This window comes from Pseudomonas sp. IT-P258, assembly GCF_949767825.1.
Lineage (GTDB): Bacteria > Pseudomonadota > Gammaproteobacteria > Pseudomonadales > Pseudomonadaceae > Aquipseudomonas > Aquipseudomonas monachiensis.
Map to the genome: position 1 here is coordinate 58,455 of NZ_CATKPU010000019.1, position 26,156 is coordinate 84,610.

The window sequence follows — 26,156 nt, forward strand, 5'->3', positions numbered from 1 at the left end:
GGGATTTCCATGGACTCGATGATCACGGCCGCCGCACAGGCGCTGGCGGCGGGCAATCCGCTGGGCGCACTGGACCGCGTGGCCTTGCGTGACGATGCGCCGGCGCTTGCCCTGCGCGGTATCGCCATGGCGCAACTGGGCGATCTGGTGCGGGCCAGGTCACTGGTCAAGCGTGCGCAACGGGCATTTGCGCCCAAGGAAGTGCTGGCCCGGGCGCGCTGTGTGGTGGCCGAGGCCGAAATCGCCCTGGCTTCGCGGGAGCTTGGGTGGCCGGTCAAGGCGCTCGAAACGGCGCGGGTCACCCTTGAACACCACGGTGACCGGGTCAATGCCGCCCATGCGCGCTACCTGCAAATTCGCCGTTTGCTGTTGATCGGTCAGCTCGACGAGGCGCAGCAGTTATTGACCGGCCTCGATCCCGGCCGATTGCCGCCGGCCTTGCGGGCAACCCATGAACTGGTGCTGGCGGGCATAGCCATTCGGCGCCTGCAATCGCACGTGGCGCGGGAGGCGTTGAACAGGGCCGGGCAGGCTGCCGGTCAAGCCGGGATTGCCGCGCTGATCGCTGAGGTCCAGCACGCTGCGCATCTGCTCGATGCCCCCGCGGCACGCCTGATTGCCCAGGGTGAAGTACGGCCGCTGTTGCTCGATGATGTTGAAGCGTTGTTTTGTTCAACGTCACTGGTGGTGGATGCCTGCCGGTACGTTGTGCGCGGTTGTGGCATGTCGGTATCGCTCGCAACAAGACCGATCCTGTTCGTGCTCGCCCGTGCGTTGGCCGAGGCGTGGCCCGGCGACGTTGCGCGGGAAGTGCTGATCGCCCGGGCGTTTCGCCTGAAGCTCTCGGATGAATCCCATCGTGCCCGGCTTCGCGTGGAAATCGGCAGGTTGCGTAAAGCGCTCAAGCCGTTGGCCGGTGTCATCGCGACGGCCCGCGGTTATGCCCTGCAATCGCCGGTGTGTACGCAGGTGGTGACACTGGCGCAACCGGTCGAGGAAAAATTTGCCGCGGTATTTGCCTGCCTCGCCGATGGCGAGTCGTGGTCGAGTTCCGCCCTGGCACTGGCGCTGGGTACCAGTCAGCGCACGGTGCAACGGGCGCTCGATATACTGGCGGAGCAGGGCAAGGTGCAGTGGTTTGGCCGTGGTCGCGCACGGCGCTGGATGACGCCGCCCGTGCCGGGATTCGCGACGACCTTGTTACTCCCGGCGCCGCTGCCCGGTGGTTAGGATGAACGCCACCAACCCCCGTCGAGGAATGCCAGATGAAACAAGCAACTGCTGAAATCATTCGTGAATATGGCCCGTTTGCCGATGTCGACCACGTATGCGGCGTCACCTGGGACGGCGAAAAGGTCTGGTTCGCCTGCAACAGCAAAATCAACGCCCTGGACCCGGAAAGCGGCAAGGTGCTGGGCTCGATCAATGTCGCTGCCCATGCCGGCACCGCGTTTGACGGGGAGCATCTGTTCCAGATCGCCGAAGACCGCATCCACAAGATCGACCCCCGCACCGGCCATATCCTCTCGACCATTCCTGCCCCTGGCGCAGGCACCGATTCGGGGCTGACCTGGGCCGAAGGGACGTTGTGGGTGGGCCAGTACCGTGAACGCAAGATCCACCAGATCGACCCCGAGACCGGCAAGATCCTGCGCACCATCGAATCCAACCGTTTCGTCACCGGCGTGACCTGGGTGGACGGCGCGTTGTGGCACGGTACGTGGGAAGGCGATGAGAGCGAGTTGCGCCGCATCGATCCGCAATCGGGCGAAGTGCTGCAGAGCCTGACAATGCCCGAAGGCGTGGGCGTGTCGGGGCTTGAGTCCGATGGTGGCGAGCGGTTGTTCTGCGGTGGTGGCGATAGCGGCAAGGTGAGGGTGGTGCGTCGGCCTTCGTGAGGCGCAGCGGCCAGGTCAACAGGTACAACCTTTGTGGGAGCGACGGTGCGGCGATCCGACCTGCTCGCGATGGCGGTGGTTCAGTCGATATCAATGTTGAATGTGCTGGCCACATCGCGAGCAAGCTGGCTCACACAAAGGCAGCTGCCCTGGCGAAATTCATCTATTACAGTCATCTGCGCACTGATAGTATTTTTCCGTCCTGCCATGTTTTCTGCTGGTCGAAATCGGTCTAAAAGCCCGGTTGGAAAACGCTCCTGTTTTGCTATCCTCAAACCTGTAGGTGAAGACGCAGACTGATGCGCAAAAGGATAGCAAGGAGACGTGGGGCGCGTTCCGAAGGGTACACGGTTAGAAAGATCCCCGCGCTGGGATCCAGCCCTTATGCCGTGTGAAGCAGAAGAGTTCCATTACAGTTTCATGACTCTTTTGTGGGAGGCCTGATAAACCTTGTAAGCCGGAGACCAGCACCGGCCACCTACTTGTTACATCCACCCACAAAGCCCGCTCAGTGCGGGCTTTTTAATGCCCGCAAGGTGGGTCCGCTCAGCGGCTCAAGGCGCGCCAAACAGCATCGTCCAGTAGACACCGTTGTCGCTGCGGGCGTTGGCGGCGTAGGCGGCACCGACCTGGGTGAACATCGGGTTCATCAGGTTGGCGCAGTGCCCGGGGCTGGCGAGCCAGCCGGCCATGGCCTTGCTGGGTGAGCCTTGCCCGGCGGCGATGTTTTCACCGATCTGCCGGCCACGGTAGCCGGCGGCCTTGGCACGGTCATAGGGCATGTCTCCGTCGGGGGCCTGGTGGGCGAAATAGTTGCCGTAGGCCATATCCTTGCTGTGGTTTTGTGCTGCGGAACCCAAGGCGGCACTCCAGGACAGCGGCCGCGCGGCGCCAAACCGCTGGCGACCGCACATGCGCGGCCTGGCCCGGGCGGCGTTGACCTGCGCCAGCAACGCCTGTGCGGCGCTGCGTGGGTCGCCGGTTTTCCCATCGAGCACCGGCCGTGCCAGCACCACTTGCCATTCACTCCCGGCGCGGCTGACGCCGATGTCGGCGTATTGGTTGTCGAGCAGTGCGGCGCAGTGCTCGTCCTGGAACAGATCGAAGGCTTCTTCGGCATCCCGTGCACCCACCACGCGAATCGACCGCACCATGGTGGCCTGATAGCCGGAAGCCTTTAACCGGTCCCGCAGCCCACCGCCATAGCCAACAGGCAGGGCCAGGTTCGACTTGAGCGTCAGGGGTGATAAGCGTTGCGTCGGCCGCCGGTCGCAGCGTTGCGGATGGGCGCGATAGTCGTTGATGGCGTCTACCAGTTGCCGTTGCCCATCGGCATGGGCGGGGCTTGCATAAACGGGGAGCAGGGAAAACAGGCACAGCGAAGAAAAGCGCAAGGCAACGGCGGTTTGGCGCATGGACGGACAACTCGGATGAGATGACGACGATAGGAGAGGAAAAACGCTCGGGTATGACCGGGGTCTGGAGACAAGGTTCACGGCGCGAGCGAACCTGTTTGTAGCCGGAACCGAATGTCCGACGAAGGGTAGGACTTTTGTGGGAGCGGGCTTGCTCGCGAAGATGGCCTTTCAGGCAACAGAGATGTTGACTGATCTACCGCCATCGCGAGCAACCTTGCTCCCACAGGTTTTGTGTACATCAGTGACCCGCAAGCGGACCTGAATCGATCAATCCATGCAGGCGTACACCACCAGCTCCACCAGCATTTCTTCCCGGGCCAGGCCCGCCACGACCATGGCGGCGCGGTTAGGGTAGGGCGCCTGGAAGTACTCGGTGTAGAGCGCATTCACGGTTGCCAGGTAGCTGCGGTCAGTGACGTAGATCAGTACCTGGGTGACCGCGTCCAGCGAGCTGCCGGCGGCTTGCAGGGTATGGCGCAGGTTGTCCAGGGTCTGCCGGGTTTGTGCTTCGATGCCGCCGCTCACCACCTGGCCCTGGCGGTCGATGGGGATTTGCGCGGTGTACAGCGTGCCGTTGCCGACAACAGCCCATTCCAATGGTGCGCGCGAGGCAAAGAGGTCGGTCTTGATCGCCTGTTTCATTGATGATTCCTGATACGGGTTTGAGGGGCTTACCGGGCGTCGCTGCCTTCACCGGCTCCACGGCGACGGGATTCTTCGGTGCTTTCCACCAGCACCCGTTCACCCAGCTTTTTCAACTGGGCCCAGACTTCATCATTGACCTGCAGCCCGCCCGCGGCTGCCGGCTGACTGAATTCAAGCGTCGGGGCCGCGTCTGCGGCACTCAGGCGTGGCAGCAGCGCGAAGTGTCTGGAAATCAGCACGTTGATGCTTTGCTCGTCGCCCTGCGCCGGTTGCGGCAGGTCATATACCCGCAAGGCCGGGTGGGTGTTCCCGGCGCTGAAGGTGGCCACCAGCTCCTGCCGGGCATCGCGCCAGTACACACAAAAATTCAGGCCTTCTCCGGCACAGCGCGCCAGGTAGCCCAGCACCAGGATGCGGTTGTGGCAGTGGCGGACGCGGATCAGCGCACTGCCGCCGCGCAAGGCCTTGCCCACCCCCAGTTCGATTGCCTGGGCGGCGCAGCGCAATACGCTCTGGCCATGGGCGTCGAGGGTCAGTTGCGTGGCGTCTTCGTAGCAGGTTTCGATGGGGCGATCGACTTCATCGTGAAGAAAGTCCAACGCTTTTTTCAGCGCGCCGATACCGTCGAGGCCTTGCTGTTGCAGCCTGGCAATCATTTCGGCGGCGTCGTCGCAATCACCGGGTGCAAAGCCGATGCCTTCGAAGGCCTTGCGGCAGATCACCTGGATTTCATTGAGCGATACACGCATTTCAGAGTGCTCCGGCAGCGTTGGTCAGTTCAGGCATGACGGCAAAATTCCAGTCGTCGGGGAACGGCTGGCCGATCTCGCTGACCAGCGGTGCCCCCTGAAACAAGGTGATGCGCACCCAGCGGCTGGACTTGGGGTCGAACTTGCCGGCGCCGAAGAACGCCAGCTTGCAGCGCAGCAAGTGGATCGGCAGCATGCCGCGGTCCATCAGGTTGGCGCGGATTTCCCCGAAGGCGCAGCGGGCCATGCCTTGCAGGCGGCAGACTGTGCCTTTGAACTGCGGTAGCGCCAGCAGAAAGTGCGCGGTCAATTGCCGTGGGTGTTGCTCGCGGTAGGCCAGCAGGGCGCGATGACAACGTTGAATGTTGTGCGCGATCCCCAACTGCATTTCCTTCTCGGCGCCTGGCTCCATGGCCCGCTCGCCCAGGCGTGGTTCTTCCTTTTCCGCCGAGCGATACCAGAAAAAGTGGTTGGCCTCGGCGTCGCTCAAGTCGTAGTCGAGCGCCCAGCGGTACTTGGTCTCGATGAGATCGCACAGCTCATCCAGTGGCATCTCGGCGTTCAGGCGAAACCCCTCGTTGACCGACATCTGCTCGGCCAGCGGATCGACCTGTTCGGGGTACAACTCCAGCAGCAGGCTGACCAGCAGTTCCTGGCAACCGGTGCCGACGTTCACCTCGGCCCAGGCTTGCAGGCGTGACCACAACCCCGCGTTGACCGACTGCCCCGCGAACCACTCGGCCAGTTGCTCGAGATCGGCCAGCGTCTGCTGGTCGATGCCGCTTTGCCGTTGGTCTTCGGTGCTGGTTTGCTGCAAGTGCCGGCGGGCCCGTAGCAGCAACGCCTGAAAGCGCTGGGCATGAGGCAAGTCAGCCGCTTGCGCCACAACCTGCGCCAGTGCGGTTTCCCTGGCCCACAGCCATTGGTTGACCAGTTGCGGGTGATTGATCAGGAACGGCGCCATGCCCAGCCCCGTGGAATTGCCGACACCAAGGTAACGCTGCAGGGCAGGGTCCAGGCCCACCGCCCGCTGTGGATTGCGCGCACGGGCCATGTGTTCGATCTGCTCGATGCTGAAATGCCGCAACAGATACACGGTGAACATCTGGGCGCTGAAGGGTTGTGTGAAGTCCGCAGTGCCTTGCAGGCAACTGAAGTCGGCGATGCCGAACTTGCCGTTGCCGTACACCGCGGTGGTGCGATACAGGTAGCCGACCTCGGCCAGTTGCCGCGGGTCTGGCTGACAACCTTCGGCCAGCGCTTCGAGGAAGCGTTCGAAGTTGCGCAGGCTGCGGTTGGCCCGCGACAGCACCAGCACTCGCGAATCAAAACGCCCGGCTTCCTGCAACGGCACATTGCGTCGCAGGTCAGCCAGTTGCTGCTCATCGACATCGCCGGCGAGCAGGACAAAACTGACATCCCACTGATCGGCGATGACCCGGTCGCTGCGCTTCTCCGGCGGCAGGTACGTGGAGAAAATCACGCAGTGATAGTGGGCACTGGCGGTGTCGATGCGGTAGATCGCCGTACCGAAGCCCTCGGCATCCAGGTCGAAGCAGGTGCGCTGGATGCGCCACTGCTCGTTCATCATCCGCCGCATGCTGCTGCGCACGAAACTCAAGCGGCTTTGAAAGTGGCTGCCCAGTCGCTCCAGGTCCATGACCCGGGCGGTGGGCCGCAAGGCCGAAGAGGTGTCTGTGTCGGTGTGCGACATCATTGCGATTCCTGAACTGTTCATCGTCAGACTGCCTGTTCGCGAGCCATCTGCCGGGCGATGCGCAGAGCATCCCAGAGCGACGGCAGGATCAGCAGTGAAACCGGTACGGCAGTAATTACGATAAAGGATTGCAGCGCCGTGACCCCGCCCGAACCAATGGTGATCAACACCACCGCGGCCAGGCCCATGCCGATGGCCCAGAAGGCGCGCAGCCATGGCTTTGGCTTGTCATTGCTGGACATCGCCATCGCCACGGTGAACGCCATCGCATCGCCGTTGGTGGCCACCGAGATGAAGCTCAGGAACAGGAACAGCGCCGAGATCAGCCCGCCCAGGGGCAGGTTCTGGGTCACGCCCAGCAGCAGATCTTCGGGCTGCGCGCCGTGGGCGGTGACGATGCCTGGCGTCTGCAATTCCATGCCGATGCCGGCGCCACCGACGATGGTGAACCAGAACATGGTTACCAGCGGTGCGATGATCGACAGGGTCATGATCACTTCACGGATGGTCCGGCCACGGGAAATCTTCGCCACATACAGAGCGACCATCGGCGCGTAGCCAATGAACCAGCCCCAGTAGAACACCGTCCACCAGTCCAGCCATTTCGGATCGGCGCGGAACAGGGTCATCGGAATGAACTGCTCCAGGTGCAAGGCGAACGCGGTGGGAAAGCCGCCGAGAATGAAAGCGGTGGGCCCCAGCAGCACCATGAACACCGCCAGGCCGATCATCAGCCAGACGTTGATCCCGCTGACGAAGCGGATGCCTTCGAGGCCGACCAGGCAGGAAATGGTGTACATCACCGTGACCAGCACGATGGTGATGGACTGCACCATCAGGTCATTGGGAATGCCCCAGACCGAATGCAACGCACTGCTGATTTGCAGGCCGAGGAAACCGATCGGGCCGATGGTTCCGGCGACGACGGCGATGATCGAGGTGGCGTCCGCCAGCGTGCCGATCGGGCCCTTGAGCGCACGCTCACCGAACAACGGATAGAGCAGGGTACGCGGTGCCAGTGGCAAGCCTTTGTCGTAGTGCAAATGCATCAGCACGATGGCCAGCAGGCTGCCCAGTACTGCCCAGGCCAGAAAGCCCCAATGCACGAACGATTGCGCGAGCGCAGCGTGTGCGGCGGCTTCGGTGTGAGGCTGCACCCCGGCGAACAACGGTGGCGGGCTGGCGAAGTGCATCATCGGTTCCGCTGCCGCCCAGAACGCACCGCCACCGGCGAGCAGGGCGCACATGATCACGGCGATCCAATTGAAGGTGCTGGTATCGGGACGCTGGTCGACGCCGCCCAGGCGTACCCGCCCGCATTTGCTGAAGCAGATGAACAGGCTCATGGCGAAGGTCGCCAGCATCAGGATCTGCCAGTACAAGCCAAAGAACTTCGTCGACCAGGCGAACAGCGTGTTCACCAACAGCGATACGCCATCGATGTCGATCAGTGCCGCGATCAGGAAGGCGCCGAGGAAGCCGCCACTGATTAAAAACAGCGGCCAGTCGATGTCTTTTTTCGGCGGTGCGAGGTCCAGTGGCTGGACGTCGGCTTGCAGGGAGTCGGATGTTTTCATGATGCCTCCAAAATACGCGCCTGGGGCTGTGCATCGCCGGTCGGGGAGATGAACGGGAGGCTATTGTTGTTATTTTTCATGCTGTCCTCACGGTGTCGATCAAGAGTCAGTCTTGCGCCGTCGTAGCGTTTTCCAGCAGGCGCAACCAGTTGAGTCCCATGATGTTGCGTACCTCGTCCTCGGCGAAGCCACGGTCGCGCAGGCCCTGGGCGATGACCGGGAAATCCCGGCTGTCGCGGAACCATTGCAGCGGTGCCGGCCAGTTGGCGTTGTCCTTTGATCCTTCGCCGTAATCCTTGTCTTTGCTCCAGCGCCCGTTGCGCATCCATTCGAGCACTTGCAGGGGTTGTTGCTGGCACAGGTCGGTGCCGATGCCGATGTGTTCGACGCCCATCAGCTCCGCCGTGCTGGCGACCATGTCGCAGAACGATTCCAGGGTGCAGCCCGACGCGCCCTTGAGGTGAAACGGGTAAGTACTGAAACCCAGCAGACCACCGGACTCGGCGATGCCGCGCAACACCGCATTGGACTTGTTGCGTTTGGCCGCGTGGAAACTCGACGGGTTGGCGTGGGAGACGATCACCGGCCGGCTCGACAACTCGATGGCTTCCAGGGTGCTGCGCTCGGCGCTGTGGGACATGTCGATCAGCATGCCGACGCGGTTCATCTCGCGGATCACCTGGCGCCCGAAACGGCTGATGCCATTGTCTTCGGTCTCGTAGCAACCGCTGGCCAGCAGGCTCTGGTTGTTGTAGGTGAGCTGCATGATCAGTACGCCGAGCTGGCGGAAAACCTCCACCAGGCTGATGTCGTCTTCGATCGGCGAGCAGTTCTGGAATCCGAAGAAAATCCCGACGCGGCCTTCCTGGTGTGCCAGGCGAATGTCCGAAGCCTCGCGCACCGGACGAATCAGTTCGGGCCAGGTTTCGAAGCGCCGGTTCCATTCGCCGATGCGCGACAGGGTTTCCCTGGCGTTCTCGTGGTAGGCGATGGTGGCGTGCACCGCGCTCAGGCCACCAGCCTGCATCTGGCGAAAGATCTCTTCGTTCCAGTGGGAATATTGCAGACCGTCGATCATCAATAAATCGTGCATGGTGATCTCCTGTTCAAGGACGCACGTAGGTGGTCTTGACCACGGTGTAGAACTCGCGGGCGTACTGCCCTTGCTCGCGCGGCCCGAAGCTGGAGGCTTTGCGGCCGCCGAACGGCACGTGGTAATCGGTGCCGGCGGTTGGCAGGTTGACCATGACGCAACCGGTGCGGGCACGGCGCTTGAAGTCGCTGGCATAACGCAGCGACTGGGTGATGATCCCGGCGGTGAGGCCGTATTCGGTGTCGTTCAACACGGCGAGGGCTTCTTCGTAATCGCCGACCCGGATCACACAGGCAATCGGCCCGAAAACCTCTTCGCGATTGATGCGCATGCTGTTGTGGGTGTTGGTGAACAGGGCGGGGCGCATGTAGTGCCCGGCCGGTTGCGGGTTCAGCAGTTCGCCGCCCTCGACCAGGGTTGCGCCTTCGTCTTCGGCCAGTTGCAGGTAATGAAGGTTCTGCTCCAGTTGCCGGGCTTCAGCCACCGGGCCGATCTGCACCCCTTGTCCGAGCGCATGACCGACCTTCAGTTGACGCATGCGTGCCACCAGCGCCTCGACGAAGCGGTCATGGATGCCGTCGCAGACGATCAATCGCGAAGAGGCCGTACACTTTTGCCCGGTACCGAAGAAGGCGCCGTTCAACGCGCATTCCACGGCGATTTCGAGGTCGGCGTCATCGAGCACCACCAAGGCGTTCTTGCTGCCCATTTCCAGTTGGCAACGCACCAGATTGCCGGCGGTGGCGACCGCGACGCGGCGACCGGTCTGCAGGGAACCGGTGAAGGTCAACGCATCGATGTCGGCGGACTGGATCAGGCTTTCGCCAACCACCGCGCCGCTGCCCATGACCAGGTTGAAGGTGCCGGCGGGCAAGGCCTGGCGGCTGATGATTTCAGTCAGGGCCCAGGCACTGGCCGGTACCAGGTTTGCCGGTTTGAACACCACGGCGTTGCCGAAGGCCAGGGCCGGGGCGATCTTCCACGCGGCGGTGGCCATGGGGAAATTCCACGGCGTGATGATGCCGATCACGCCGACCGGTTCACGCTGGACTTCGATCTCGATGCCGGGACGTACCGAGTCGGCTGTCTCACCCATCTGACGCAGCACTTCAGCCGCGTAGTAGTGGAAGAATTGCGCGGAGCGATTGACTTCGCCGACGCCCTCGGCCAGCGGCTTGCCTTCTTCCCGGGAGAGCAGTTCGCCGAGTTCTTCCTTGCGCCCCATCAACTCGTTGCCGATGGCCATCAATACTTGCTGGCGCTGCTCCAGGCCACTGGCGGCCCATTGCGGCTGGGCATCGCGGGCGGCGGCGATGGCATCCAGCGTCTGCTCGGCGCTGGCCTGGTGGTAATGGCCAATGAGGTCTTGAACATCCGAAGGGCTGTGGTTGGCGATAACGCCCTGGCCTTCGCACCAGTTGCCGCCGATGTAGTTTTTGTAGGGTTGCAGTGCCATGGGAACCTCCGATTGCGTTGGCCCCATCTTGAGAGTATTAGTCTGCAAATAAAAATTAATAATAAATATGAAATGATAAGGAAAACTTACCGTGCTTCCCGAGCTGAAGATTACCCAACTGCGCTATTTCGTCCTGGTTGCCCAGCTGAAAAGCTTCCATGGCGCGGCAAGGCAGGCCTATCGCACGCAACCGGCGCTGTCCCTGGCTGTGCGCGAACTAGAGCTGAAACTCGGCCAGCCATTATTCGAAAAGGGCGGCAAAACCGAACTGACGCCATTCGGCGAGCACTGTTTGCCGCTGTTCCAGGATTTACTGGCGCATCACGACCGCATCGCCCGGGAAGTCAGTTTGCTGGCGCGGCATGAAATCGGTCAGGTGAGCATCGCTACGGTGCCGTCGGTGGCCAGTCGGTTGTTGCCGCATCTGCTCGCGCGGTTTGTCAGCGAGCACCCGAAAATGCAGATCAGCATGCAGGACGGCAATGCCGACAGCGTGCAGCAGTTGTTGGTCCAGGGGCAGGTGGATTTTGCGATCAGTAGCGTGTGGGCGGCCGACGAAAACATTGAGTTCGTGCCGATCCTGAGTGATCGGGTGGGTGTGGTCTGCCGCCACGATCATCCGTTGGTGGCCCAGGGTGAGGCACTGCATTGGTCGAGCCTGCAAGCCTATCCGTTAGTGCGCAATGGCACCTCGCGCTTGCTCGCGGGCACGGAAGCGGCGGGGTTGCTGGACAGCAGTCTGCTGTTCGTCTCCAACATGATTTCGCTGATTGCGATGCTTGAAGAGGGCATTGGCATCACCACGTTGCCGTCCCTGGCGTTCCCGCAGGGCAATGAGAAACTGACGTTCCTGCCGCTTTCAGAACCGCGGCTGGAACGCCAGATCGGCATTCTGTGCCGCAAGGGGCACAGCCTGTCGCCAGCGGCAGCCGAGTTGATGGGCTTTCTCAAAGCGAACATGCAGATGATCGATCTGTAAGGTCAGTGTTCGTGTGGGGGCTCCGGGCTTTCTGTCGGTCGCAACCTGAAGCGACAGACATGCCCGCCACGCACCATGCACTCGCTGTGCTCGACTTCACCGCCGCCCAGTGCGCCGATCAAGGCCAGGTCCAGTTCGCAGACCACCGGGTGCGCGGCGGCCAGGCGATGGAACACGCAGTTATGCGCGACGATTTCCGGCGTCTCGCTTGAGCGAAAAAACACCTCGGCTTCGTAGCCCGCCTGGTTCATGTGCTGGACGATCCTGGCTTCATCCACGACCTGCTGTTCACGGTCCGAAGCCAGCTTGCGGCCCATGCTGCGCATCAGCGAGGCCAGGGCTTCGGGACCAATGATGGCGGCGACTTCATCAATCAAAACGCTGGCCAGTAGCTGATAGTGGCGAGGGAACTGCTCCCGCGCGTGGTCGGTGAGCCGATACAGCTGCTCGGGGCGACGCCCTGTCGGCCGGGTGTCGCCGCGCAGCACCAGACCATCACGCTCCAGCGCCGCCAGGTGTTGGCGGATCGCCGTGCGCGTGACGGCCAGATGTTCAGCCAACTCGTCAATGCTCATGCCGCCCGCGTGGTGCAGCAGCGCATTGAGCAGGTCCTGCTGTGTTCGGCCCAGTCCTTCCAGCATGGTGTGCCCTCGCGCGATATCAGAACTTGTCCGGGAATTGCTTGACCAGCGCACCGGTCAAGGCGTCGGCCAGGGCCAGGATGTGTGTGCGCATCATCGCCCAGGTGCGGGCTTCGCCAGCGTAATCGTGCGCGGCAAACTCATCGATCTGGGCGACGTGGTGGCCGCCATGGGCTGACAACATGTTGACCAGTGTGGCTTCCGGCAGATTGGGGTTGGCGGTGGCCAGGAAAGCCGCAATCGCCTTGGCATTGCTGGTCAACTCGGTGACGGCGGCTTGCTTGCCCTTGGCGTCTTTGGCGACAGTGGCATCGCTGTAGTGTTTCACCGCGCCCCAATGGCCGGCAAGCAGCTTGAGCAGTTGATCCGCCGCCGGTTGGCCGTAGAGCGGGGCGATGCTGTTGGCGATTTTGGTAGCGTTGTCGACCACTTGGTCCGCCGCGGCTTTGGCTTGCTTTTTGTCGGCGGATTGATTGGCCAGCGCGTAGTTTCTGATCCAGAAAATGTGTTCGACCCAAAGGTCACGCTCGGCCAGGCGCGTGGTCAGCGCGGGGCTGTCGGCCGCGGCGGCAGGCGTCTGGCTCCAGACCGGTTGCGCACATAGAGCCAGCAGGAGCAAAGCCAGGGTTTTGATATTCATGACGGCACCCTCAGAGAGTGGGAACGTTCGACAATATCAATATAGGCATAAAAATATGTTTTTATTGGGCGAAGACATAATCTCGGACCAATGGTCGCCACGTACTACTTTGCTGGCTACAACCCATCCCCCAGCGCCTTTAAGTATTCAGGGCTTTCGCCGATCGAGTTATGCCCCGTCCCCGGTATCACCCGCAGTGATGCCACGCCTTTGGTGAAGTGCGTGTACAAACGGTCGGTGCTCGGGCGCGGAATCACCTCGTCATGCTCGGCCGCGATCAACAGTGTCGGCACCGTGATGCGGGCGGCGTACTGCCAGGACGGGTATTTGTCCTTCAACAACCAGCGCACCGGAAACCAGCGAAACTGCCGGGCGGCGAGCCCTTCGAGGCTGTTGTAGGGCGTGATCAGCACCAGTCGCGCGGCCGGGCGTTCGCTGGCCAGGCGCACGGCCACCCCGGAACCCAGGCTGCGGCCGACCACCGCCACATGCGGATGGCTGGCATGTACCTGGTCGAACAAAGTGATGGCGTCGCGGGCAATGGCCTCTTCGGAAGGCGAGCCGGAACTGCCGCCATAACCACGGTAATGCAGCAGGTACAGGGCGTAGTCAGGGAACGCTTGAGAGAACCCGGGCAGGTTGTGCGAGACGTCTTCGGCATTGCCGCCAAAATAAATCAGTGCGTTGGGACCTTCGTGCGGTCGGATGGAAACCAGCACCTGCGCGTCAGCGACCGGCAGGGTGAGCAGCATCCCGGCGGTCCCGACGGCGCGTGGTTGCGGGTAGTAGATCAGCGCCCGCTGGAACACGAACAGCGCCACGCACAGCGCCAGGTACAACGCAGCGACGATGACGACGAGTAACAACAAGGTGCGTGACATTCGACTAACGTTAGTGGGCGGCATTGACTGCTCGGGGTTTGAAAGTGGCTGGCGCCGCAAGGCTTTCTGAGTGTAGTCAATCGACCCTTGGCGCGGGTTATCCGGGATGTCGGCGCAACAGCCCGGACCCTGGCGACTGGTGAGAAACGTTTTATGAGCCATCCTGAGGGTTACACCCGTAGAGAAGTACTCACGCTGGCTGCCGGTGCTTCGGCGGTCTTCACCTTCGGTCAGGCGGGGGCACAACCCGCGCCGTCAACGGGAACAGGAGGCAAGACCATGCAGACCCGCGCCATTCCTTCCAGCAACGAGTTCTTGCCGATCGTAGGCTTGGGCACTTACCGCGGATTCGATGTCGAGCCTTCGCAACCGGCCTACAAGGACTTGCCCGCAGTGCTGGATGCCTTGTTCGACAAGGGTGGCAAGCTGATCGACAGCTCGCCGATGTACGGTCGCGCCGAACAGACCATCGGCGAGTTGCTGTCGATCCATGAGCCGCGCTCGCCGGCCTTCCTGGCCACCAAGGTGTGGACCCGGGGCCGCGAAGAAGGCATCGCGCAGATGGAACAATCCTTCGCCCTGTTGCAGACCGACCGGATCGACCTGATGCAGATCCACAACCTGCTGGACTGGCAGACGCACCTGCCGACCCTGCGCCACTGGAAGGAAGCAGGGCGTATCCGCTACATCGGCATCACCCATTACACGGCATCGGCCTATGAAGAAGTGGAAGCGGTACTCAAGGCCGAGCCAGTGGATTTCTTGCAGATCAACTACGCCCTGGATGATCGCGGCGTCGAGAAACGCCTGCTGCCGTTGTGCCGCGAGCGGGGCGTGGCGGTGATTTGCAACCGGCCGTTTGGCGGTGGCGGCTTGCTGGCCAAACTGAAAGATAAGCCGCTGCCAGGCTGGGCGGCGCAGGTCGGGGTCAAGAGCTGGCCGCAACTGGCGCTGAAGTTCCTGCTGTCACATTCGGCGGTGACCTGCGTGATTCCCGGCACCGGCAACCCGCGCTACATGGCGGAAAATGCCCGGGCCGGTTTCGGCCCGATGCTCACCGATGCCCAGCGTCAGCAATTGATTGCGCTGGTGGGCTAGCGACCCGTTGCGGTGAGTCGTCGATCCTCTCCTATACTGTCTCGCGTCCATGCCGTTGAAAGCGCATTCGTGGGCCTGACGGCGTCCCTGTCCATCACTGCAAGGAGATCGAACATGGCTATCCGCATTGGCGACGAAGCACCGGATTTCACCGCCGACACCACTGAAGGCACCCTCAATTTTCACCAATGGATCGGCGATGGCTGGGCCATCCTGTTTTCCCATCCCAAGGATTTCACCCCGGTGTGCACCACCGAACTGGGTTACCTGGCCAAACTCAAGCCGGAATTCGACAAGCGCAACACCAAGGTCCTGGGCCTCAGCGTCGACCCGGTCAGTGACCATAACCGCTGGGTCGGCGACATCGCCGAGACCCAGGGCACGGCGGTCAACTATCCGCTGATCGGCGACGAAAACCTGGTGGTGGCCAAGCTCTACGACATGATTCACCCTAATGCCAGCGGCGGCGCGCGCACGGCGGTGGACAACGCCACGGTGCGTTCGGTGTTCATCGTCGGCCCGGACAAGAAGGTCAAGGCCATGCTGATCTACCCGATGAGCGCCGGGCGCAATTTCGATGAAGTGCTGCGTCTGCTCGATTCCCTGCAACTCAATGCCAAGCACACCGTTGCCACGCCGGTTAACTGGCGGCCGGGTGAAGACGTGATCATCCCGACTTCAGTGTCTGACGAAGACGCGAAGAAGAAATACCCGGATGGCTTCAAGACCCTGAAGCCGTATCTGCGGACCGTGGCTCAGCCGAAGTAGTCGCCATTAGTGATGCCGCCATCGCGAGCAAGCTCGCGATGGGGCCAGCCCTGCCGGCTTCAACCTCTGGTCAAACCAGATACTTGCGAAACCAACCCAACGTCCGCTCCCACGCCAGCTTCGCCGCCGCCTCGTCATAACGCGGTGTCGAATCATTGTGAAAGCCATGGTTGCAGCCAGGGTAGATATAGGCCTCATAGGTCTTGCCCCCGGCCTTCAACGCTGTCTCATAGGCGGGCCAGCCTTCGTTGATCCGCGTATCCAGTTCGCCATAGTGCAACATCACCGGGGCCTTGATCCGGGGCACTTCCTCGGCCGTTGGCTGACGGCCATAAAACGACACGGCGGCCCCCAGTTCCGGATAGGCCACGGCGGCGGCGTTGGTCACGCCACCGCCGTAGCAGAACCCGGTGATGCCGACTTTGCCAGTGGCGGCAGGGTGTTTCATCATCCACTCGACGGCGGCGAAAAAGTCGTTCATGAGCTTTTCCGGGTCAACCTTGGCCTGCAGCTCGCGGCCCTTGTCGTCATTGCCGGGATAACCGCCGACCGAACTCAGGCCATCCGGGGCCAGGGCGATGAACCCGGCTTTGGCCAGACGCCGGGCCACGTCTTCGATGTAGGGGTTGAGCCCACGGTTTTCGTGCACGACCACCACCGCCGGCACCTTGCCGGTGGCCTTGGCCGGACGCACCAGATAAGCGCGAACCTGGCCGTGGCCCTTGGGCGAGGGGTAGGTGATGTATTCGGCAATGATGTCCGGATCGGTGAACTCGACTTGCTCGGCCAGCGCATAGTTTGGGCTTAGCGCGGCGAGCAGGGCACCAGCGGTCAAACCGCCGAAGGTAAACAGCGCCGCACGGTCGAGGAACTCCCGGCGGTTGATCGTGCCGTGGGCGTAGTAGTCGTACAGTTCCAGCAGTTCAGGGGCGAAGTCTTTGGCAGTTAGACGGGTCATTGCTGCAACTCCTCACAGAAGGTTGAACACGGACCCTGTGGGAGCGGGCTTGCTCGCGAAAGCGGTGTGTCAGATACATGGATGTTGGATGTGCCGCCGTCTTCGCGAGCAAGTCGGATCGCCGCACCGCCGCTCCCACAGGGGTTAAATGGTGATTCCAAAACCTCATTTCAGGCACTGCGCCCCGGCCTTGGCCACCTGCGCATCCTGCCCGGGCTTGACGCCCGACACCCCGATGGCACCAATCACCTGGCCATCGAAAACAATCGGCACGCCACCCTCAAGCGAAGTCAGCAAGGGTGCTGACAGGAAAGCGTAGCGCCCGGCGTTGACCATGTCCTCATAGCTTTTCGATTCGCGCCGCCCGAGGGCTGAAGTGCGGGCCTTTTCGGTGGCGATGTAGGCACTGCCGGGGGCGCAGCCGTCGAGGCGTTCGAGGGCCAGCGGGTGGCCGCCGTCATCGACCACCACTATGGTCACGGCCCATTGATTGGCCTGTGCTTCGGCGCGGGCGGCTTTGATGATCTGGCCGACTTCGGCCTGGCTCAGGACGGCTTTGCTGTTCATGGGCATCTCCAGGGTTCGGTTAAGGCAGGGCGGCTTCGACCAGTTCGATCCAGTGTCGCACCGGGGTTCGGCCCGCGCCGTCGAGGTGCGACTGGCAGCCGATGTTGGCCGTGACAATGACCTCGGGATGGCCGCTTTCCAGGGCGTTGAGCTTGTTGTCGCGCAGTTGTCGCGAGAGTTCGGGCTGGGTCAGCGAATAGGTGCCCGCCGAACCGCAGCACAGGTGGCCGTCGGGGACGGAGGTCAGGTTGAAACCGAGTCCGGTCAGCAGCGCTTCCACGGCACCGCCGAGTTTCTGCCCGTGCTGCAAGGTGCAGGGGCAATGGAAAGCCAGGCGTTGCGAGGCGTGAATGCCAAGTTTTTCCAGCGGTTCGTCGCGCAACACCTCCACCAGGTCCCGGGCCAGCGCGCTGACCTTTTTCGCCTTGTCGGCATAGGCCGGGTCGCTGGCGAGCAGGTGGCCGTAATCCTTGATGAAGGCGCCGCAACCGCTGGCCGTCTGCACAATCGCCTCGGCACCTTTTTCGATGCCCGGCCACCACGCGTCGATGTTGCGCCGGGCACGGTCGAGGCCGATGGCCTGGGCGTCCAGGTGGTAGTCCACGGCGCCGCAGCAACCGGCTTCGCGGCTCGCGATGACGCTGATCCCCAACCGGTCCAGCACCCGCGCCGCCGCGGCGTTGGTGTTGGGTGACAGGCTGGGCTGCACGCAACCTTCGAGCATCAGCACCTGACGCTCACGCACGGTCACGGGGCGCTGTTTGGCCGGCGGTGCATTGCGCGGCAATTTGCTTTGCAGGGTGCCGGGCAGCAGCGCGCGGAACACCTGGCCGCCATTGACCAGGCTCTTGAACAGCTCTGGATGCGGCACAGTCTGGCGCAACCCCTCGCGCAACAGGCGCTGACCCAGCGGGCGCGGCACCGCCGCATCGACCACCGCCCGGCCGATGTCCAGCAGGTTGTGGTAATCGACGCCCGACGGGCAGGTGGTTTCGCAGTTGCGGCACGACAGGCAGCGGTCCAGGTGCTGTTGGGTCTTTTGCGTGACGTCGTTGCCTTCCAGCACCTGCTTGATCAGGTAGATACGGCCCCGTGGTCCGTCCAGTTCATCGCCGAGCAATTGATAGGTCGGGCACGTGGCATTGCAAAACCCGCAGTGCACGCAGGTGCGCAGGATGCTTTCGGCTTCTGCGGCGCGGGGCAGATGGCTGGCGCGTTCACTCAAGGTCGTCTGCATGGTTCATAGCTCCGCGTACAGGCGTCCGGGGTTGAAGATGCCCAGTGGATCGAGTTGTTGTTTGAGGTTGCAGTGATAACGCATCAGCGCCGGTGGCAGCGGATGGAAGGGGCTGTCGGACAGGCCGTGGCTGAAGCAGGTGGCATGGCCGCCGACCTCGTTGACGACCTGGCGGATGTACGCGGCATCGGCATCGGATTTCAGCCAGCGCTGGGCACCGCCCCAGTCGATCAACTGGCGCCCCGGCAGCGACAAAAGCGGCGTGTTGTGTGGCAACGACAGGCGCCACAGCGGTTGGTCTTGATCGAAGAAACTCAAGCGCTGTTCATTGAGATCGTCCCACCAGCAAGCCTCCAGACGTTCGCCACCGAGGCGCTCATGGGCCGCCGCCACCGATCCCTCGCCGCCCTCCAGTCGCAGGTGCAGGCGCGAACCGTCGTGACAGGCCGCACTGATCGGCAACGGCTGCTGGCCCCATTCCGCCAGGCGCAGCAAGGCCCGTTCGGCGTCCATTTCCAGGCTGATGCTTAAGGCTTGCCGGGGTTTGGGCAGCACTTTGAGGGAAACTTCGGTGATCAGCCCGAGGCTGCCGTAACTACCGGCCATCAGGCGCGACAGGTCGTAGCCGGCGACGTTTTTCATCACCTCGCCACCGAAGCGCAACAGCTTGCCGTGGCCGGTGATGACCCGCGTGCCGAGCACGAAATCCCGCACCGAACCGGACCACGGGCGCCTTGGCCCGGACAGCCCGCAGGCGATCATGCCGCCGACGGTGGCGCCGTCGCCGAAGGACGGTGGCTCGCAGGGCAGCATCTGTTGCGCGGCGTCCAGCACCTGCGCCAGCTGCGACAACGGTGTGCCGCAACGGGCGGTGATCACCAGTTCAGTCGGGTCGTAACTGACGATGCCCCGGTGCGAACGGGTGTCGAGAATTTCCCCGGCCGTGGTGCGCCCGAGAAAGGCTTTGCTGTTGGAACCCTGGATGCGCAACGGCGTGGCGTTTTCCAGCGCCTGATTGACCTGTTCCAGCAGTGACTGGCTGTCATCGAAATCTTCAGGGCTGCGCATCAGAAACGCTCCAGCTCGGGGAAGGGCAACTGACCGCCGTGTATGTGCATGGCACCGAATTCGGCGCAGCGGTGCAGGGTCGGAATGTTCTTGCCGGGGTTGAGCAGGCCACCGGGGTCGAAGGCGGTCTTGACGGCATGGAACAGGGTCAGCTCATCGCTGTTGAACTGCGCGCACATCTGGTTGATCTTCTCGCGGCCCACGCCGTGTTCACCGGTGATGCTGCCGCCGACTTTCACGCACAACTCCAGGATCTTGCCGCCCAGGGCTTCGGCGCGATCAAGTTCACCGGGTTGATTGGCATCGAACAGGATCAGCGGATGCATGTTGCCGTCGCCGGCATGGAACACGTTGGCCACCCGCAGACCGTATTCCTTCGAGAGCTCGGCGATGGCGTGCAGCACGCCGGGCAGTTCGCGACGGGGGATGGTGCCGTCCATGCAGTAGTAGTCCGGCGAGAGGCGGCCCACCGCCGGGAAGGCATTCTTGCGCCCGGCCCAGAAACGCACGCGCTCGGCTTCGTCCCTGGCCTGGCGCACCTCGATGGCGCCGGCCTGTTGCAGCACCTGGCGCACCCGCTCGCAGTCATCCGAGACATCGGCTTCAACGCCGTCGAGTTCGCACAGCAGAATGGCCTGGGCATCCACCGGATAACCGGCGTGGATGAAGTCCTCGGCGGCGCGGATGGCCAGGTTGTCCATCATTTCCAGGCCGCCGGGGATGATGCCGGCGGCAATGATGTCACCGACGGCGCGCCCGGCTTTTTCCACGGAGTCGAACGTCGCCAGCAGCACTTTGGCGGTCTGGGGCTTGGGCAGCAGCTTGACCGTGACCTCGGTGATCACCCCGAGCAGGCCTTCGGACCCGGTGAACAGCGCCAGCAGGTCGAAACCGGGGGCGTCGAGGGCGTTGGAGCCCAGGCTCAGGTGCTCGCCATCGACGGTGAGGATGTCGACCTTGAGCACGTTGTGCACGGTCAGGCCGTACTTCAGGCAGTGCACGCCACCGGCATTTTCCGCGACGTTGCCGCCGATGGAGCAGGCGATTTGCGAGGACGGGTCCGGCGCGTAATACAGGCCGAAGGGTGCCGCCGCCTGGGAGATCGCCAGATTGCGTACACCGGGCTGTACCCGCGCAGCGCGGGCGGCGGGATCGATGTGCAGGATGTTGTTGAAGCGCGCCATCACCAGCAGCACGCCTTTCTCCAGGGGCAGCGCACCGCCGGACAACCCGGTGCCGGCGCCACGGGCCACGACGGGGACGTGCAGTTCATGGCAGACCCGCAGCACCCCCTGGACTTCCTCGATGTGCCGGGGCAGCACCACCAGCATCGGCGTGGTGCGATAGGCCGACAGGCCGTCGCATTCGTAGGGCTTGAGTTCCTCGCGCTGATGCAGGACTTGCAGATTCGGCAAGCGGGTTTGCAGGGCCTGCAACAGCGCCTGTTTGTCGACATCGGGCAGGGCGCCGTCAACGCGTTCATCGTAGAGAATGTTCATGGGTTCACGATTCTCGCAGGAGGCCACTGACCTTCATCATTGGCCTGATACAGCCGACTGTCCATTGGGATGTTTGTCTGCACGACGTACCATGTGGGGTCGATTCAGTGCCCGCCCACCACCATGTGGCTGAACGGCGCGACGTAGGCCTGCAGCGTCACCAGGCCACCGACCAGGATCGCCAGCACAATCGAGTGGAAGAACACGTAGCGCAGGATTTCCCCTTCATGGCCGTACCAGCGGGTGGCGGTGGAGGCGACCACGATCGACTGGGCGTCGACCATCTTGCCCATGACCCCGCCGGAACTGTTGGCGGCGGCCATTAACACCGGGCTGATGCCCAGTTGCTCGGACGTCACCCGTTGCAAACCGCCGAACAGCACGTTGGACGCCGTGTCCGAGCCGGTCAGCGCCACGCCGAGCCAGCCGAGCAGGGTGCCGAACATCGGGTAGAAAATGCCCGTCGCGGCGAAAGCCAGGCCCATGGTCGCATCCAGGCCCGAGTAGCGCGTGAGGAAGCCCAGCGCGAGCATTGCCGCGATGGTGATCAGCGAATAACGCACCACCCACAGGGTGCGCAGGTACTGGTGAATCAGTTGCGGGATCGAGTACCCCATCAGCAAACCGCCGACAATCGCCGCCAGCAGAATGCCGCTGCCGGTGGCGGTGAACCAGGTGAACTTGTATACCGCTTCTTCGGTTTTCGGCGCGGCCACCACGGGCGGGACTTTCTCGACCTGCAAGTGCAGGGTGGTGAAGGTCACGACCGGCGCAAACAGCGGATTCGCCTCGCGCATCGGCTTGCCCTGTGGATCGAGCTTGGCGGCACTGGTTTGCGGGTCGATGGCGGGGCGGGTGTCGAAGGTGTTCTTGAAGCCCTGGGTGCCCCAGATGAACACGAAGACCGTCAGGATCAGCCACGGCATCCACGCCCGCATCACTGCCGGTTTTGCCTCATTGGCAAAGGTTGCAGTGGGTACTGGCTTTTCGTCGTGCTCGGCGTCGATTTTCGAGTTGTCGACCCGGCCGGTCAGGGCGGCGGACGTGTGTACGGTGGCCGGTTTCCACACCTTGAGGAAACCGGTCAGGCAGGCCATGGAAATCAGTGCGGCGATCACGTCCACCAGCATCGGCCCGTGATAGTTGGACACCAGGAACTGCGGTACGGCAAAACTGACCCCGGCCACCAGGATCGCCGGCCAGATTTCGAGCATCTTGCGCCAGCCGGCAAAGGCCCAGATCAGCCAGAACGGCACCAGCACCGAGAAGAACGGCAACTGCCGGCCGACCATCATCGACAGTTCCATTTCATCGAGCCCGGTGACCTTGGCCAGGGTGATGATCGGCGTGCCGAGGGCGCCGAAGGCCACGGGGGCGGTGTTAGCGATCAGTGCCAGCCCTGAAGCGGCAAGTGGCGAAAACCCCAGCCCGATCAGGATTGCCCCGGTCACCGCCACCGGCGTGCCGAATCCGGCCGCGCCTTCGAAAAACGCCCCGAAGCAGAAGGCGATCAGCAGCAATTGCAGGCGCCGGTCATCGGTGATGCGCGCCAGGGAGTCTTGCAACACCTTGAACGAACCGTTCTCGGTGGTCAGGCGGTGCAGGAAGATGATGTTCAACACGATCCAGCCAATGGGCAGCAGGCCGTTGGCCGCACCGAACAACGCCGCCGAACCGGCCATGCCCGCTGGCATGCCGAAGGCGAAGATCGCGATCAGCAAGGCCGAGGCCAGGGCGAGCAATGCCGCCAGGTGCGCCTTGACATGGAAAAACGCCAGGGACGCCAGCATCACCACTACCGGCACCGCCGCCATGAGCGTTGAAAGCACCGGGTTACCGAACGGATCGTAGACTTGCTGCCAGACCATGTTCCACCTCTGCTTTTTATTGTTGGACGTGCAGATCCCCTGGGGGGGAGGTGGTCTTCAGTATAGGTGGCATTGCGCCGCTGTCAGGGCAGGCCTCCGGTCCTGCCAATCGGCGCATTCCGGAGGGCTGAGCTAGCATGGCCAGTAGGGTTTGAATTCAGCCAGGGGAGCAATGCAGTCATGACCGAGCGCCATATGGAGCACAAGGAAACGCTATCGAACGGATGCAACATCAAAGTCACGGCCGAGATATTGAAAGACGGTTCGTTGGGCATGTTCATCGGTATCTATCGGCCGGACGGTACGGCCATCGATGAAAACCACGACCCACGGCCGCATATGCTGGACATGGAAGCGGCGATGGATTGGGGGATCGATATTGCCAAGGGGATCGGCAATAGCCAGCGAACATTGTGAGCGGTGCCGTCTGTGCCCGGGCGACCGGCGGTCGCTGTCAGAACCCGAACGAACGTGCCGAGCTTTTTGCCAGTTCGACTTCCAGCAGATGCTCGACCAGCAGGTCATTCAAAAACCGGAACTGATCATTGAGCCCGACCACTTCGTTGCTGAAGTGATGATCGGCTGCCGGGATCAGCAACGCCTCGAAATTTTTGTCGAACATCAGAGTCAACTCTTTACATGACTCGAATTCCTGCGCGTAGAAATTGTTGCCGAACACCGGGAAACGTACGGCGAGGGTGACAGTGTTAATCATGATGTTTGTTCCTCGCTCAGGACGTACCAGGTAAACACACTCAATGTGAACGCCGTCAGGGCCAGGCAGGTCAGCAGATGGATCAGCATGAGGTTCCCCTCCGGTTCGGGGCTTCGTGTTGGCTTGGGATCGATCCTACGCTGACGGCGTACAAGCGGAAGGCAATCGCGGCGATGGTGAATATCGACGCCAGTGATGGTGGTTTTTGTGCTGATGATGCGGGCCCCTTCGCGGCCATGCACATGCCGCCACCTATACTCAAAACAGAGGTTGTCCAATCACCGAACCTCCGGTTCGATGACAACTGTAGGAAGCCGCCATCGTGAACCTGCGTTCGCTGATCATTACCGTGCTGGTGGTGTTGGCAGGCTGCGCCACACCCCCGCGTGCGCCGGTGGAAACGGCACCGGTCATCGTTTCAGCGAGCACCTGGCAACAAGTGGACCGGGAGATCGTCACCGCGTCGCAGTCGGCCACCGAGCAAACCCGAATCTACTCCCGCGGTGCCATGGATTACTGGCGTACCCGGGTCTATGAATTGACCGAACAGAACTTCATTCCATGGTTCAGCAGTTACTGGACCCAGGAATGGCTATCGATGAAGGTCAGCTGGTACACCCTCAGCGCCAAGGGCGAGCAGGACGCATCGGAAAAACGTCTGGCGGCCTACCTGCTCGAAGCCTATCAAGAGAAGGTTCTGGCCCCGGTGGCGCTGGAAGTCGATCCCGATTCGATTCTGGGCCTGTCAGTGGCGTTCTACGTCGACATTCTCAAGGAAGAGCTGCAGAAGATCTCTACCCGCCACGGCGTGCCGATAGCCCAGCTCAACGGGCGTATCCAGAAAATCCCGGCCATCGCCCTCGGTCCACCCCCGGCGCGGAACGCCTCGTTGTACCAGATCGTGCACACCGATCCGCTGAACACCTTGCCGGCCTACGCCGCGCTGATCGACAAAATCCACAAGGCCGGCGGCGACAGGGGCGTGGGTTCGACCGACACCGCGATGGCGCCGGTGGCCAGGCGCGCCAGCCGGCGGATGGAAGCCGAGATGGCCCCGCGTGGGGCTGCCAGCGCCGTGGCCGCGGCCGCCGGAAAACTCGCCGGTGGCTTGATCACTGTAGGGGTGGCGGGCATTCGCGCACTGATTCAGGCCAACGACCGGCCCGACAGTGAGGCGCTGATCCGCAGCAGCCTGGGCAATACCTTCGACAAGGCCTGGCTCAAGCTGGTGCAGAACCCGACGACCGGCGTCATGGCCGGCACGCTGTACATGGCAGGGCAGATCGAAGGCAGCCTGGCGGACCGCACTGCACCGCCGGTCGGTTTGAGCGCCGGGACTGTCGATTTGACGCCATCGCAACCGACTACCCAGCAGAACACCCCATGACCCAAGGAGAAATGCTCATGTCTTATGTCGATGGTTTTATCGCTGCCGTACCCACCGCCAACCGCGGGCAATACCTCAAGCACGCCGAAATCGCCGCCTCGATCTTCAAGGAAAACGGTGCCTTGAGCGTGGTCGAATGCTGGGGCGAGGATGTCCCGGAAGGCAAGGTCACCTCGTTTCCCATGTCGGTGAAGCTCAAGGACGGTGAAACCGTGGCCTTCGGCTGGATCATCTGGCCGGACAAGGCCACTCGCAATGCCGGAATGGACAGGATGATGCAGGATCCGCGCATGAAGCCGGACGTCAATCCGATGCCCTTCGACGGCCAGCGCATGGTCTACGGCGGGTTCGAAGTACTCCTCCAGGCCTGACGCCGCACGCGGGATCACTCCGGCGTCGGGGTGATCCTGCAACTCTTGCGCTGGCGGATCTCGTCGTCCGTCGGCCGCTCGCGGATGAACTCGAAGCGCGGCTCGCCTTCGCTGTAATGCACCAGCCAGCCCCATTCCAGCTTGAGTTCATCCTGGCCGGGCTCGGGCGGTCTGGCCCACCATGGTTCCTTGCTGATGATCTGTCGCATGGCCCCCTCCGGTTTTTCGGGATGCTGAAACTATAACTCGCATGCTCGGCGACGCCACATATGCGCTGGCCGGCATTCGAGAGTTGAGTACACTCAGGCAGTCTTCCCAGGAGGTGCCCGGCATGAGCGACGAATCCCGCGAGCCGTTCAAGCGTCTGTTCTTTGCGTTGAACTGCGCCCCGGCCCAGCGCCGGGAGATAGCGCAATGGCGCAGTGCATTGCAACTGCGCAACGGACGGCCGGTGCCGGCGGAAAACTTTCACCTGACGCTGAAGTTTCTGGGGGCGGTGGGCGTGGCGCAGATTGCCGAAGTCTGTACCGCGGCGGCGGCGATCCGTACACCGGGCGAGCGCTTGACGGTGGTGCTGGACCGGCTGGACGTGTGGCGCAGGGCAGGCGCGCTGGTGCTCGCGCCACAGCAGGCGCCCCCGGCATTGCTGCGCCTGGTGTATGCCCTGGAACAGGCGATGTTGCCGTTCGGCCTGGAGCAGGCCCCAAGGGAATACCGTCCGCACCTGACCCTGGCGCGGGACTATCGGGCGCCGGTACCGGAGTCCGCAACGACGCCGGAGTTTTTCCTGCGTGCCGACCGGTTCACCCTGTTCGAATCCCACAAGGGCCGTTATCGGGCGCTGGCCGAATGGCCTTTGATTGACCCCCAATAAAAAGCCCGGATGATTTCGCGGCCGACGATTATCGTCGTTTCAGCCCGCGCTT

At 62.6% G+C, this 26,156-nt stretch carries 28 protein-coding genes; 9 read left to right on the forward strand and 19 right to left on the reverse strand.

What is annotated here, in order from left to right; translation table 11 throughout:
- Window positions 1-9 precede the first annotated feature (9 nt).
- Both ACM6G4_RS06825 and ACM6G4_RS06830 read left to right on the forward strand, forming a co-directional pair.
- Window positions 10-1,230 carry a helix-turn-helix domain-containing protein gene (locus tag ACM6G4_RS06825; RefSeq protein WP_414913328.1) on the forward strand — a complete coding sequence of 407 codons (1,221 nt, stop codon included), beginning with the start codon at window positions 10-12 and terminating at the stop codon, window positions 1,228-1,230.
- A gap of 35 nt (window positions 1,231-1,265) precedes the next feature.
- Window positions 1,266-1,898: a DUF5074 domain-containing protein gene (locus ACM6G4_RS06830; RefSeq protein WP_414913329.1), complete on the forward strand. Its 633-nt coding sequence runs from the start codon at window positions 1,266-1,268 to the stop codon at window positions 1,896-1,898.
- Window positions 1,899-2,452: 554 nt separating this feature from the next.
- Here ACM6G4_RS06830 and ACM6G4_RS06835 read toward each other — a convergent pair.
- The 7 genes from ACM6G4_RS06835 to ACM6G4_RS06865 all read right to left on the reverse strand — a co-directional run bounded on the left by ACM6G4_RS06835 (window position 2,453) and on the right by ACM6G4_RS06865 (window position 10,553).
- A complete protein-coding gene (locus ACM6G4_RS06835) occupies window positions 2,453-3,313 on the reverse strand; it encodes a CAP domain-containing protein (RefSeq protein ID WP_056727323.1) in 861 nt (286 codons plus the stop codon).
- A 270-nt stretch (window positions 3,314-3,583) separates the two neighbouring features.
- Window positions 3,584-3,958 (reverse strand): RidA family protein, encoded by a 375-nt coding sequence (locus tag ACM6G4_RS06840; protein ID WP_056727322.1) that lies wholly within the window; start codon window positions 3,956-3,958, stop codon window positions 3,584-3,586.
- Between the two features lie 29 nt (window positions 3,959-3,987).
- Window positions 3,988-4,710 (reverse strand): DUF3726 domain-containing protein, encoded by a 723-nt coding sequence (locus ACM6G4_RS06845; RefSeq protein WP_414913330.1) that lies wholly within the window; start codon window positions 4,708-4,710, stop codon window positions 3,988-3,990.
- A 1-nt stretch (window position 4,711) separates the two neighbouring features.
- On the reverse strand, window positions 4,712-6,427 hold the full coding sequence (locus ACM6G4_RS06850) for a hypothetical protein (protein WP_056727318.1): 1,716 nt from the start codon (window positions 6,425-6,427) through the stop codon (window positions 4,712-4,714).
- Window positions 6,428-6,450: 23 nt separating this feature from the next.
- Window positions 6,451-8,004: a BCCT family transporter gene (locus ACM6G4_RS06855; RefSeq protein WP_223541787.1), complete on the reverse strand. Its 1,554-nt coding sequence runs from the start codon at window positions 8,002-8,004 to the stop codon at window positions 6,451-6,453.
- Between the two features lie 106 nt (window positions 8,005-8,110).
- On the reverse strand, window positions 8,111-9,097 hold the full coding sequence (locus tag ACM6G4_RS06860) for a dipeptidase (protein WP_056727315.1): 987 nt from the start codon (window positions 9,095-9,097) through the stop codon (window positions 8,111-8,113).
- A gap of 13 nt (window positions 9,098-9,110) precedes the next feature.
- Entirely contained in the window at window positions 9,111-10,553 is a 1,443-nt protein-coding gene (locus ACM6G4_RS06865; protein ID WP_414913331.1) for an aldehyde dehydrogenase family protein, read from the reverse strand.
- 91 nt (window positions 10,554-10,644) lie between these two features.
- Here ACM6G4_RS06865 and ACM6G4_RS06870 point away from each other — a divergent pair, with 91 nt between their 5' ends.
- Window positions 10,645-11,532: a LysR family transcriptional regulator gene (locus ACM6G4_RS06870; RefSeq protein ID WP_056727311.1), complete on the forward strand. Its 888-nt coding sequence runs from the start codon at window positions 10,645-10,647 to the stop codon at window positions 11,530-11,532.
- Between the two features lie 2 nt (window positions 11,533-11,534).
- On the opposite strand, the gene ACM6G4_RS06875 is transcribed toward ACM6G4_RS06870, so the two are convergent.
- From ACM6G4_RS06875 to ACM6G4_RS06885, 3 genes are all read right to left on the reverse strand, one after another.
- The gene (locus ACM6G4_RS06875) at window positions 11,535-12,173 is read right to left on the reverse strand and encodes a helix-turn-helix transcriptional regulator (protein ID WP_414913332.1); all 639 of its coding nucleotides are present in this window, start codon (window positions 12,171-12,173) and stop codon (window positions 11,535-11,537) included.
- A gap of 19 nt (window positions 12,174-12,192) precedes the next feature.
- Window positions 12,193-12,813 carry a hypothetical protein gene (locus ACM6G4_RS06880; RefSeq protein ID WP_414913333.1) on the reverse strand — a complete coding sequence of 207 codons (621 nt, stop codon included), beginning with the start codon at window positions 12,811-12,813 and terminating at the stop codon, window positions 12,193-12,195.
- Window positions 12,814-12,929: 116 nt separating this feature from the next.
- A complete protein-coding gene (locus tag ACM6G4_RS06885; protein ID WP_414913334.1) occupies window positions 12,930-13,718 on the reverse strand; it encodes an alpha/beta hydrolase in 789 nt (262 codons plus the stop codon).
- Between the two features lie 129 nt (window positions 13,719-13,847).
- Between ACM6G4_RS06885 and ACM6G4_RS06890 the strand changes: the two genes are divergently transcribed.
- Window positions 13,848-14,792, forward strand: coding sequence for an aldo/keto reductase (locus ACM6G4_RS06890; protein ID WP_414913335.1), 945 nt, complete (start codon window positions 13,848-13,850; stop codon window positions 14,790-14,792).
- Window positions 14,793-14,906: 114 nt separating this feature from the next.
- The gene (locus ACM6G4_RS06895; RefSeq protein WP_056727305.1) at window positions 14,907-15,560 is read left to right on the forward strand and encodes a peroxiredoxin; all 654 of its coding nucleotides are present in this window, start codon (window positions 14,907-14,909) and stop codon (window positions 15,558-15,560) included.
- Window positions 15,561-15,630: 70 nt separating this feature from the next.
- On the opposite strand, the gene yghX is transcribed toward ACM6G4_RS06895, so the two are convergent.
- From yghX to ACM6G4_RS06925, 6 genes are all read right to left on the reverse strand, one after another.
- On the reverse strand, window positions 15,631-16,518 hold the full coding sequence (yghX, locus tag ACM6G4_RS06900) for a YghX family hydrolase (protein WP_414913336.1): 888 nt from the start codon (window positions 16,516-16,518) through the stop codon (window positions 15,631-15,633).
- Between the two features lie 165 nt (window positions 16,519-16,683).
- Window positions 16,684-17,085: a heme-binding protein gene (locus ACM6G4_RS06905; RefSeq protein ID WP_056727301.1), complete on the reverse strand. Its 402-nt coding sequence runs from the start codon at window positions 17,083-17,085 to the stop codon at window positions 16,684-16,686.
- Between the two features lie 19 nt (window positions 17,086-17,104).
- Window positions 17,105-18,322 carry a glycolate oxidase subunit GlcF gene (glcF, locus tag ACM6G4_RS06910; RefSeq protein ID WP_223542421.1) on the reverse strand — a complete coding sequence of 406 codons (1,218 nt, stop codon included), beginning with the start codon at window positions 18,320-18,322 and terminating at the stop codon, window positions 17,105-17,107.
- A 3-nt stretch (window positions 18,323-18,325) separates the two neighbouring features.
- Window positions 18,326-19,390 carry a glycolate oxidase subunit GlcE gene (gene glcE, locus ACM6G4_RS06915; RefSeq protein ID WP_414913337.1) on the reverse strand — a complete coding sequence of 355 codons (1,065 nt, stop codon included), beginning with the start codon at window positions 19,388-19,390 and terminating at the stop codon, window positions 18,326-18,328.
- Window positions 19,390-20,889: a glycolate oxidase subunit GlcD gene (gene glcD / locus ACM6G4_RS06920; protein WP_414913338.1), complete on the reverse strand. Its 1,500-nt coding sequence runs from the start codon at window positions 20,887-20,889 to the stop codon at window positions 19,390-19,392. The genes glcE and glcD overlap by 1 nt, the downstream gene beginning before the upstream one ends.
- Before the next feature lie 104 nt (window positions 20,890-20,993).
- A complete protein-coding gene (locus ACM6G4_RS06925; protein WP_056727289.1) occupies window positions 20,994-22,757 on the reverse strand; it encodes an L-lactate permease in 1,764 nt (587 codons plus the stop codon).
- 180 nt (window positions 22,758-22,937) lie between these two features.
- Here ACM6G4_RS06925 and ACM6G4_RS06930 point away from each other — a divergent pair, with 180 nt between their 5' ends.
- Entirely contained in the window at window positions 22,938-23,174 is a 237-nt protein-coding gene (locus tag ACM6G4_RS06930) for a hypothetical protein (protein WP_056727288.1), read from the forward strand.
- A gap of 37 nt (window positions 23,175-23,211) precedes the next feature.
- Here the strand turns inward: ACM6G4_RS06930 and ACM6G4_RS06935 are convergent, their stop codons facing one another.
- Complete coding sequence (locus ACM6G4_RS06935) at window positions 23,212-23,472, reverse strand: hypothetical protein (RefSeq protein ID WP_056727286.1); 261 nt, start codon at window positions 23,470-23,472, stop codon at window positions 23,212-23,214.
- Entirely contained in the window at window positions 23,469-23,750 is a 282-nt protein-coding gene (locus ACM6G4_RS06940) for a hypothetical protein (protein ID WP_414913343.1), read from the reverse strand. The genes ACM6G4_RS06935 and ACM6G4_RS06940 overlap by 4 nt, the downstream gene beginning before the upstream one ends.
- Before the next feature lie 44 nt (window positions 23,751-23,794).
- Between ACM6G4_RS06940 and ACM6G4_RS06945 the strand changes: the two genes are divergently transcribed.
- Both ACM6G4_RS06945 and ACM6G4_RS06950 read left to right on the forward strand, forming a co-directional pair.
- Complete coding sequence (locus tag ACM6G4_RS06945) at window positions 23,795-24,859, forward strand: hypothetical protein (protein WP_414913339.1); 1,065 nt, start codon at window positions 23,795-23,797, stop codon at window positions 24,857-24,859.
- A gap of 17 nt (window positions 24,860-24,876) precedes the next feature.
- Complete coding sequence (locus ACM6G4_RS06950) at window positions 24,877-25,230, forward strand: DUF1428 domain-containing protein (protein WP_056727283.1); 354 nt, start codon at window positions 24,877-24,879, stop codon at window positions 25,228-25,230.
- Between the two features lie 14 nt (window positions 25,231-25,244).
- On the opposite strand, the gene ACM6G4_RS06955 is transcribed toward ACM6G4_RS06950, so the two are convergent.
- Window positions 25,245-25,439: a hypothetical protein gene (locus tag ACM6G4_RS06955; RefSeq protein ID WP_056727280.1), complete on the reverse strand. Its 195-nt coding sequence runs from the start codon at window positions 25,437-25,439 to the stop codon at window positions 25,245-25,247.
- A gap of 122 nt (window positions 25,440-25,561) precedes the next feature.
- Between ACM6G4_RS06955 and thpR the strand changes: the two genes are divergently transcribed.
- Window positions 25,562-26,104, forward strand: coding sequence for an RNA 2',3'-cyclic phosphodiesterase (thpR, locus tag ACM6G4_RS06960; protein ID WP_414913340.1), 543 nt, complete (start codon window positions 25,562-25,564; stop codon window positions 26,102-26,104).
- Window positions 26,105-26,156 lie beyond the last annotated feature (52 nt).

What these genes read in the sequence shown, in the direction of transcription:
- ACM6G4_RS06895 (WP_056727305.1), top strand. Translation starts at nt 14,907, where the DNA reads ATGGCTATCCGCATTGGCGACGAAGCACCGGATTTCACCGCCGACACC.
- ACM6G4_RS06875 (WP_414913332.1), bottom strand. Translation starts at nt 12,173, where the DNA reads ATGCTGGAAGGACTGGGCCGAACACAGCAGGACCTGCTCAATGCGCTG.
- yghX (WP_414913336.1), bottom strand. Translation starts at nt 16,518, where the DNA reads ATGACCCGTCTAACTGCCAAAGACTTCGCCCCTGAACTGCTGGAACTG.
- glcF (WP_223542421.1), bottom strand. Translation starts at nt 18,322, where the DNA reads ATGCAGACGACCTTGAGTGAACGCGCCAGCCATCTGCCCCGCGCCGCA.
- ACM6G4_RS06880 (WP_414913333.1), bottom strand. Translation starts at nt 12,813, where the DNA reads ATGAATATCAAAACCCTGGCTTTGCTCCTGCTGGCTCTATGTGCGCAA.
- ACM6G4_RS06890 (WP_414913335.1), top strand. Translation starts at nt 13,848, where the DNA reads ATGAGCCATCCTGAGGGTTACACCCGTAGAGAAGTACTCACGCTGGCT.
- ACM6G4_RS06825 (WP_414913328.1), top strand. Translation starts at nt 10, where the DNA reads ATGGACTCGATGATCACGGCCGCCGCACAGGCGCTGGCGGCGGGCAAT.
- ACM6G4_RS06840 (WP_056727322.1), bottom strand. Translation starts at nt 3,958, where the DNA reads ATGAAACAGGCGATCAAGACCGACCTCTTTGCCTCGCGCGCACCATTG.
- glcD (WP_414913338.1), bottom strand. Translation starts at nt 20,889, where the DNA reads ATGAACATTCTCTACGATGAACGCGTTGACGGCGCCCTGCCCGATGTC.
- ACM6G4_RS06865 (WP_414913331.1), bottom strand. Translation starts at nt 10,553, where the DNA reads ATGGCACTGCAACCCTACAAAAACTACATCGGCGGCAACTGGTGCGAA.
- ACM6G4_RS06930 (WP_056727288.1), top strand. Translation starts at nt 22,938, where the DNA reads ATGACCGAGCGCCATATGGAGCACAAGGAAACGCTATCGAACGGATGC.
- ACM6G4_RS06850 (WP_056727318.1), bottom strand. Translation starts at nt 6,427, where the DNA reads ATGATGTCGCACACCGACACAGACACCTCTTCGGCCTTGCGGCCCACC.
- ACM6G4_RS06830 (WP_414913329.1), top strand. Translation starts at nt 1,266, where the DNA reads ATGAAACAAGCAACTGCTGAAATCATTCGTGAATATGGCCCGTTTGCC.
- ACM6G4_RS06845 (WP_414913330.1), bottom strand. Translation starts at nt 4,710, where the DNA reads ATGCGTGTATCGCTCAATGAAATCCAGGTGATCTGCCGCAAGGCCTTC.
- ACM6G4_RS06950 (WP_056727283.1), top strand. Translation starts at nt 24,877, where the DNA reads ATGTCTTATGTCGATGGTTTTATCGCTGCCGTACCCACCGCCAACCGC.
- ACM6G4_RS06905 (WP_056727301.1), bottom strand. Translation starts at nt 17,085, where the DNA reads ATGAACAGCAAAGCCGTCCTGAGCCAGGCCGAAGTCGGCCAGATCATC.
- thpR (WP_414913340.1), top strand. Translation starts at nt 25,562, where the DNA reads ATGAGCGACGAATCCCGCGAGCCGTTCAAGCGTCTGTTCTTTGCGTTG.
- ACM6G4_RS06860 (WP_056727315.1), bottom strand. Translation starts at nt 9,097, where the DNA reads ATGCACGATTTATTGATGATCGACGGTCTGCAATATTCCCACTGGAAC.
- ACM6G4_RS06935 (WP_056727286.1), bottom strand. Translation starts at nt 23,472, where the DNA reads ATGATTAACACTGTCACCCTCGCCGTACGTTTCCCGGTGTTCGGCAAC.
- ACM6G4_RS06925 (WP_056727289.1), bottom strand. Translation starts at nt 22,757, where the DNA reads ATGGTCTGGCAGCAAGTCTACGATCCGTTCGGTAACCCGGTGCTTTCA.
- ACM6G4_RS06885 (WP_414913334.1), bottom strand. Translation starts at nt 13,718, where the DNA reads ATGCCGCCCACTAACGTTAGTCGAATGTCACGCACCTTGTTGTTACTC.
- ACM6G4_RS06835 (WP_056727323.1), bottom strand. Translation starts at nt 3,313, where the DNA reads ATGCGCCAAACCGCCGTTGCCTTGCGCTTTTCTTCGCTGTGCCTGTTT.
- ACM6G4_RS06955 (WP_056727280.1), bottom strand. Translation starts at nt 25,439, where the DNA reads ATGCGACAGATCATCAGCAAGGAACCATGGTGGGCCAGACCGCCCGAG.
- glcE (WP_414913337.1), bottom strand. Translation starts at nt 19,390, where the DNA reads ATGCGCAGCCCTGAAGATTTCGATGACAGCCAGTCACTGCTGGAACAG.
- ACM6G4_RS06855 (WP_223541787.1), bottom strand. Translation starts at nt 8,004, where the DNA reads ATGAAAACATCCGACTCCCTGCAAGCCGACGTCCAGCCACTGGACCTC.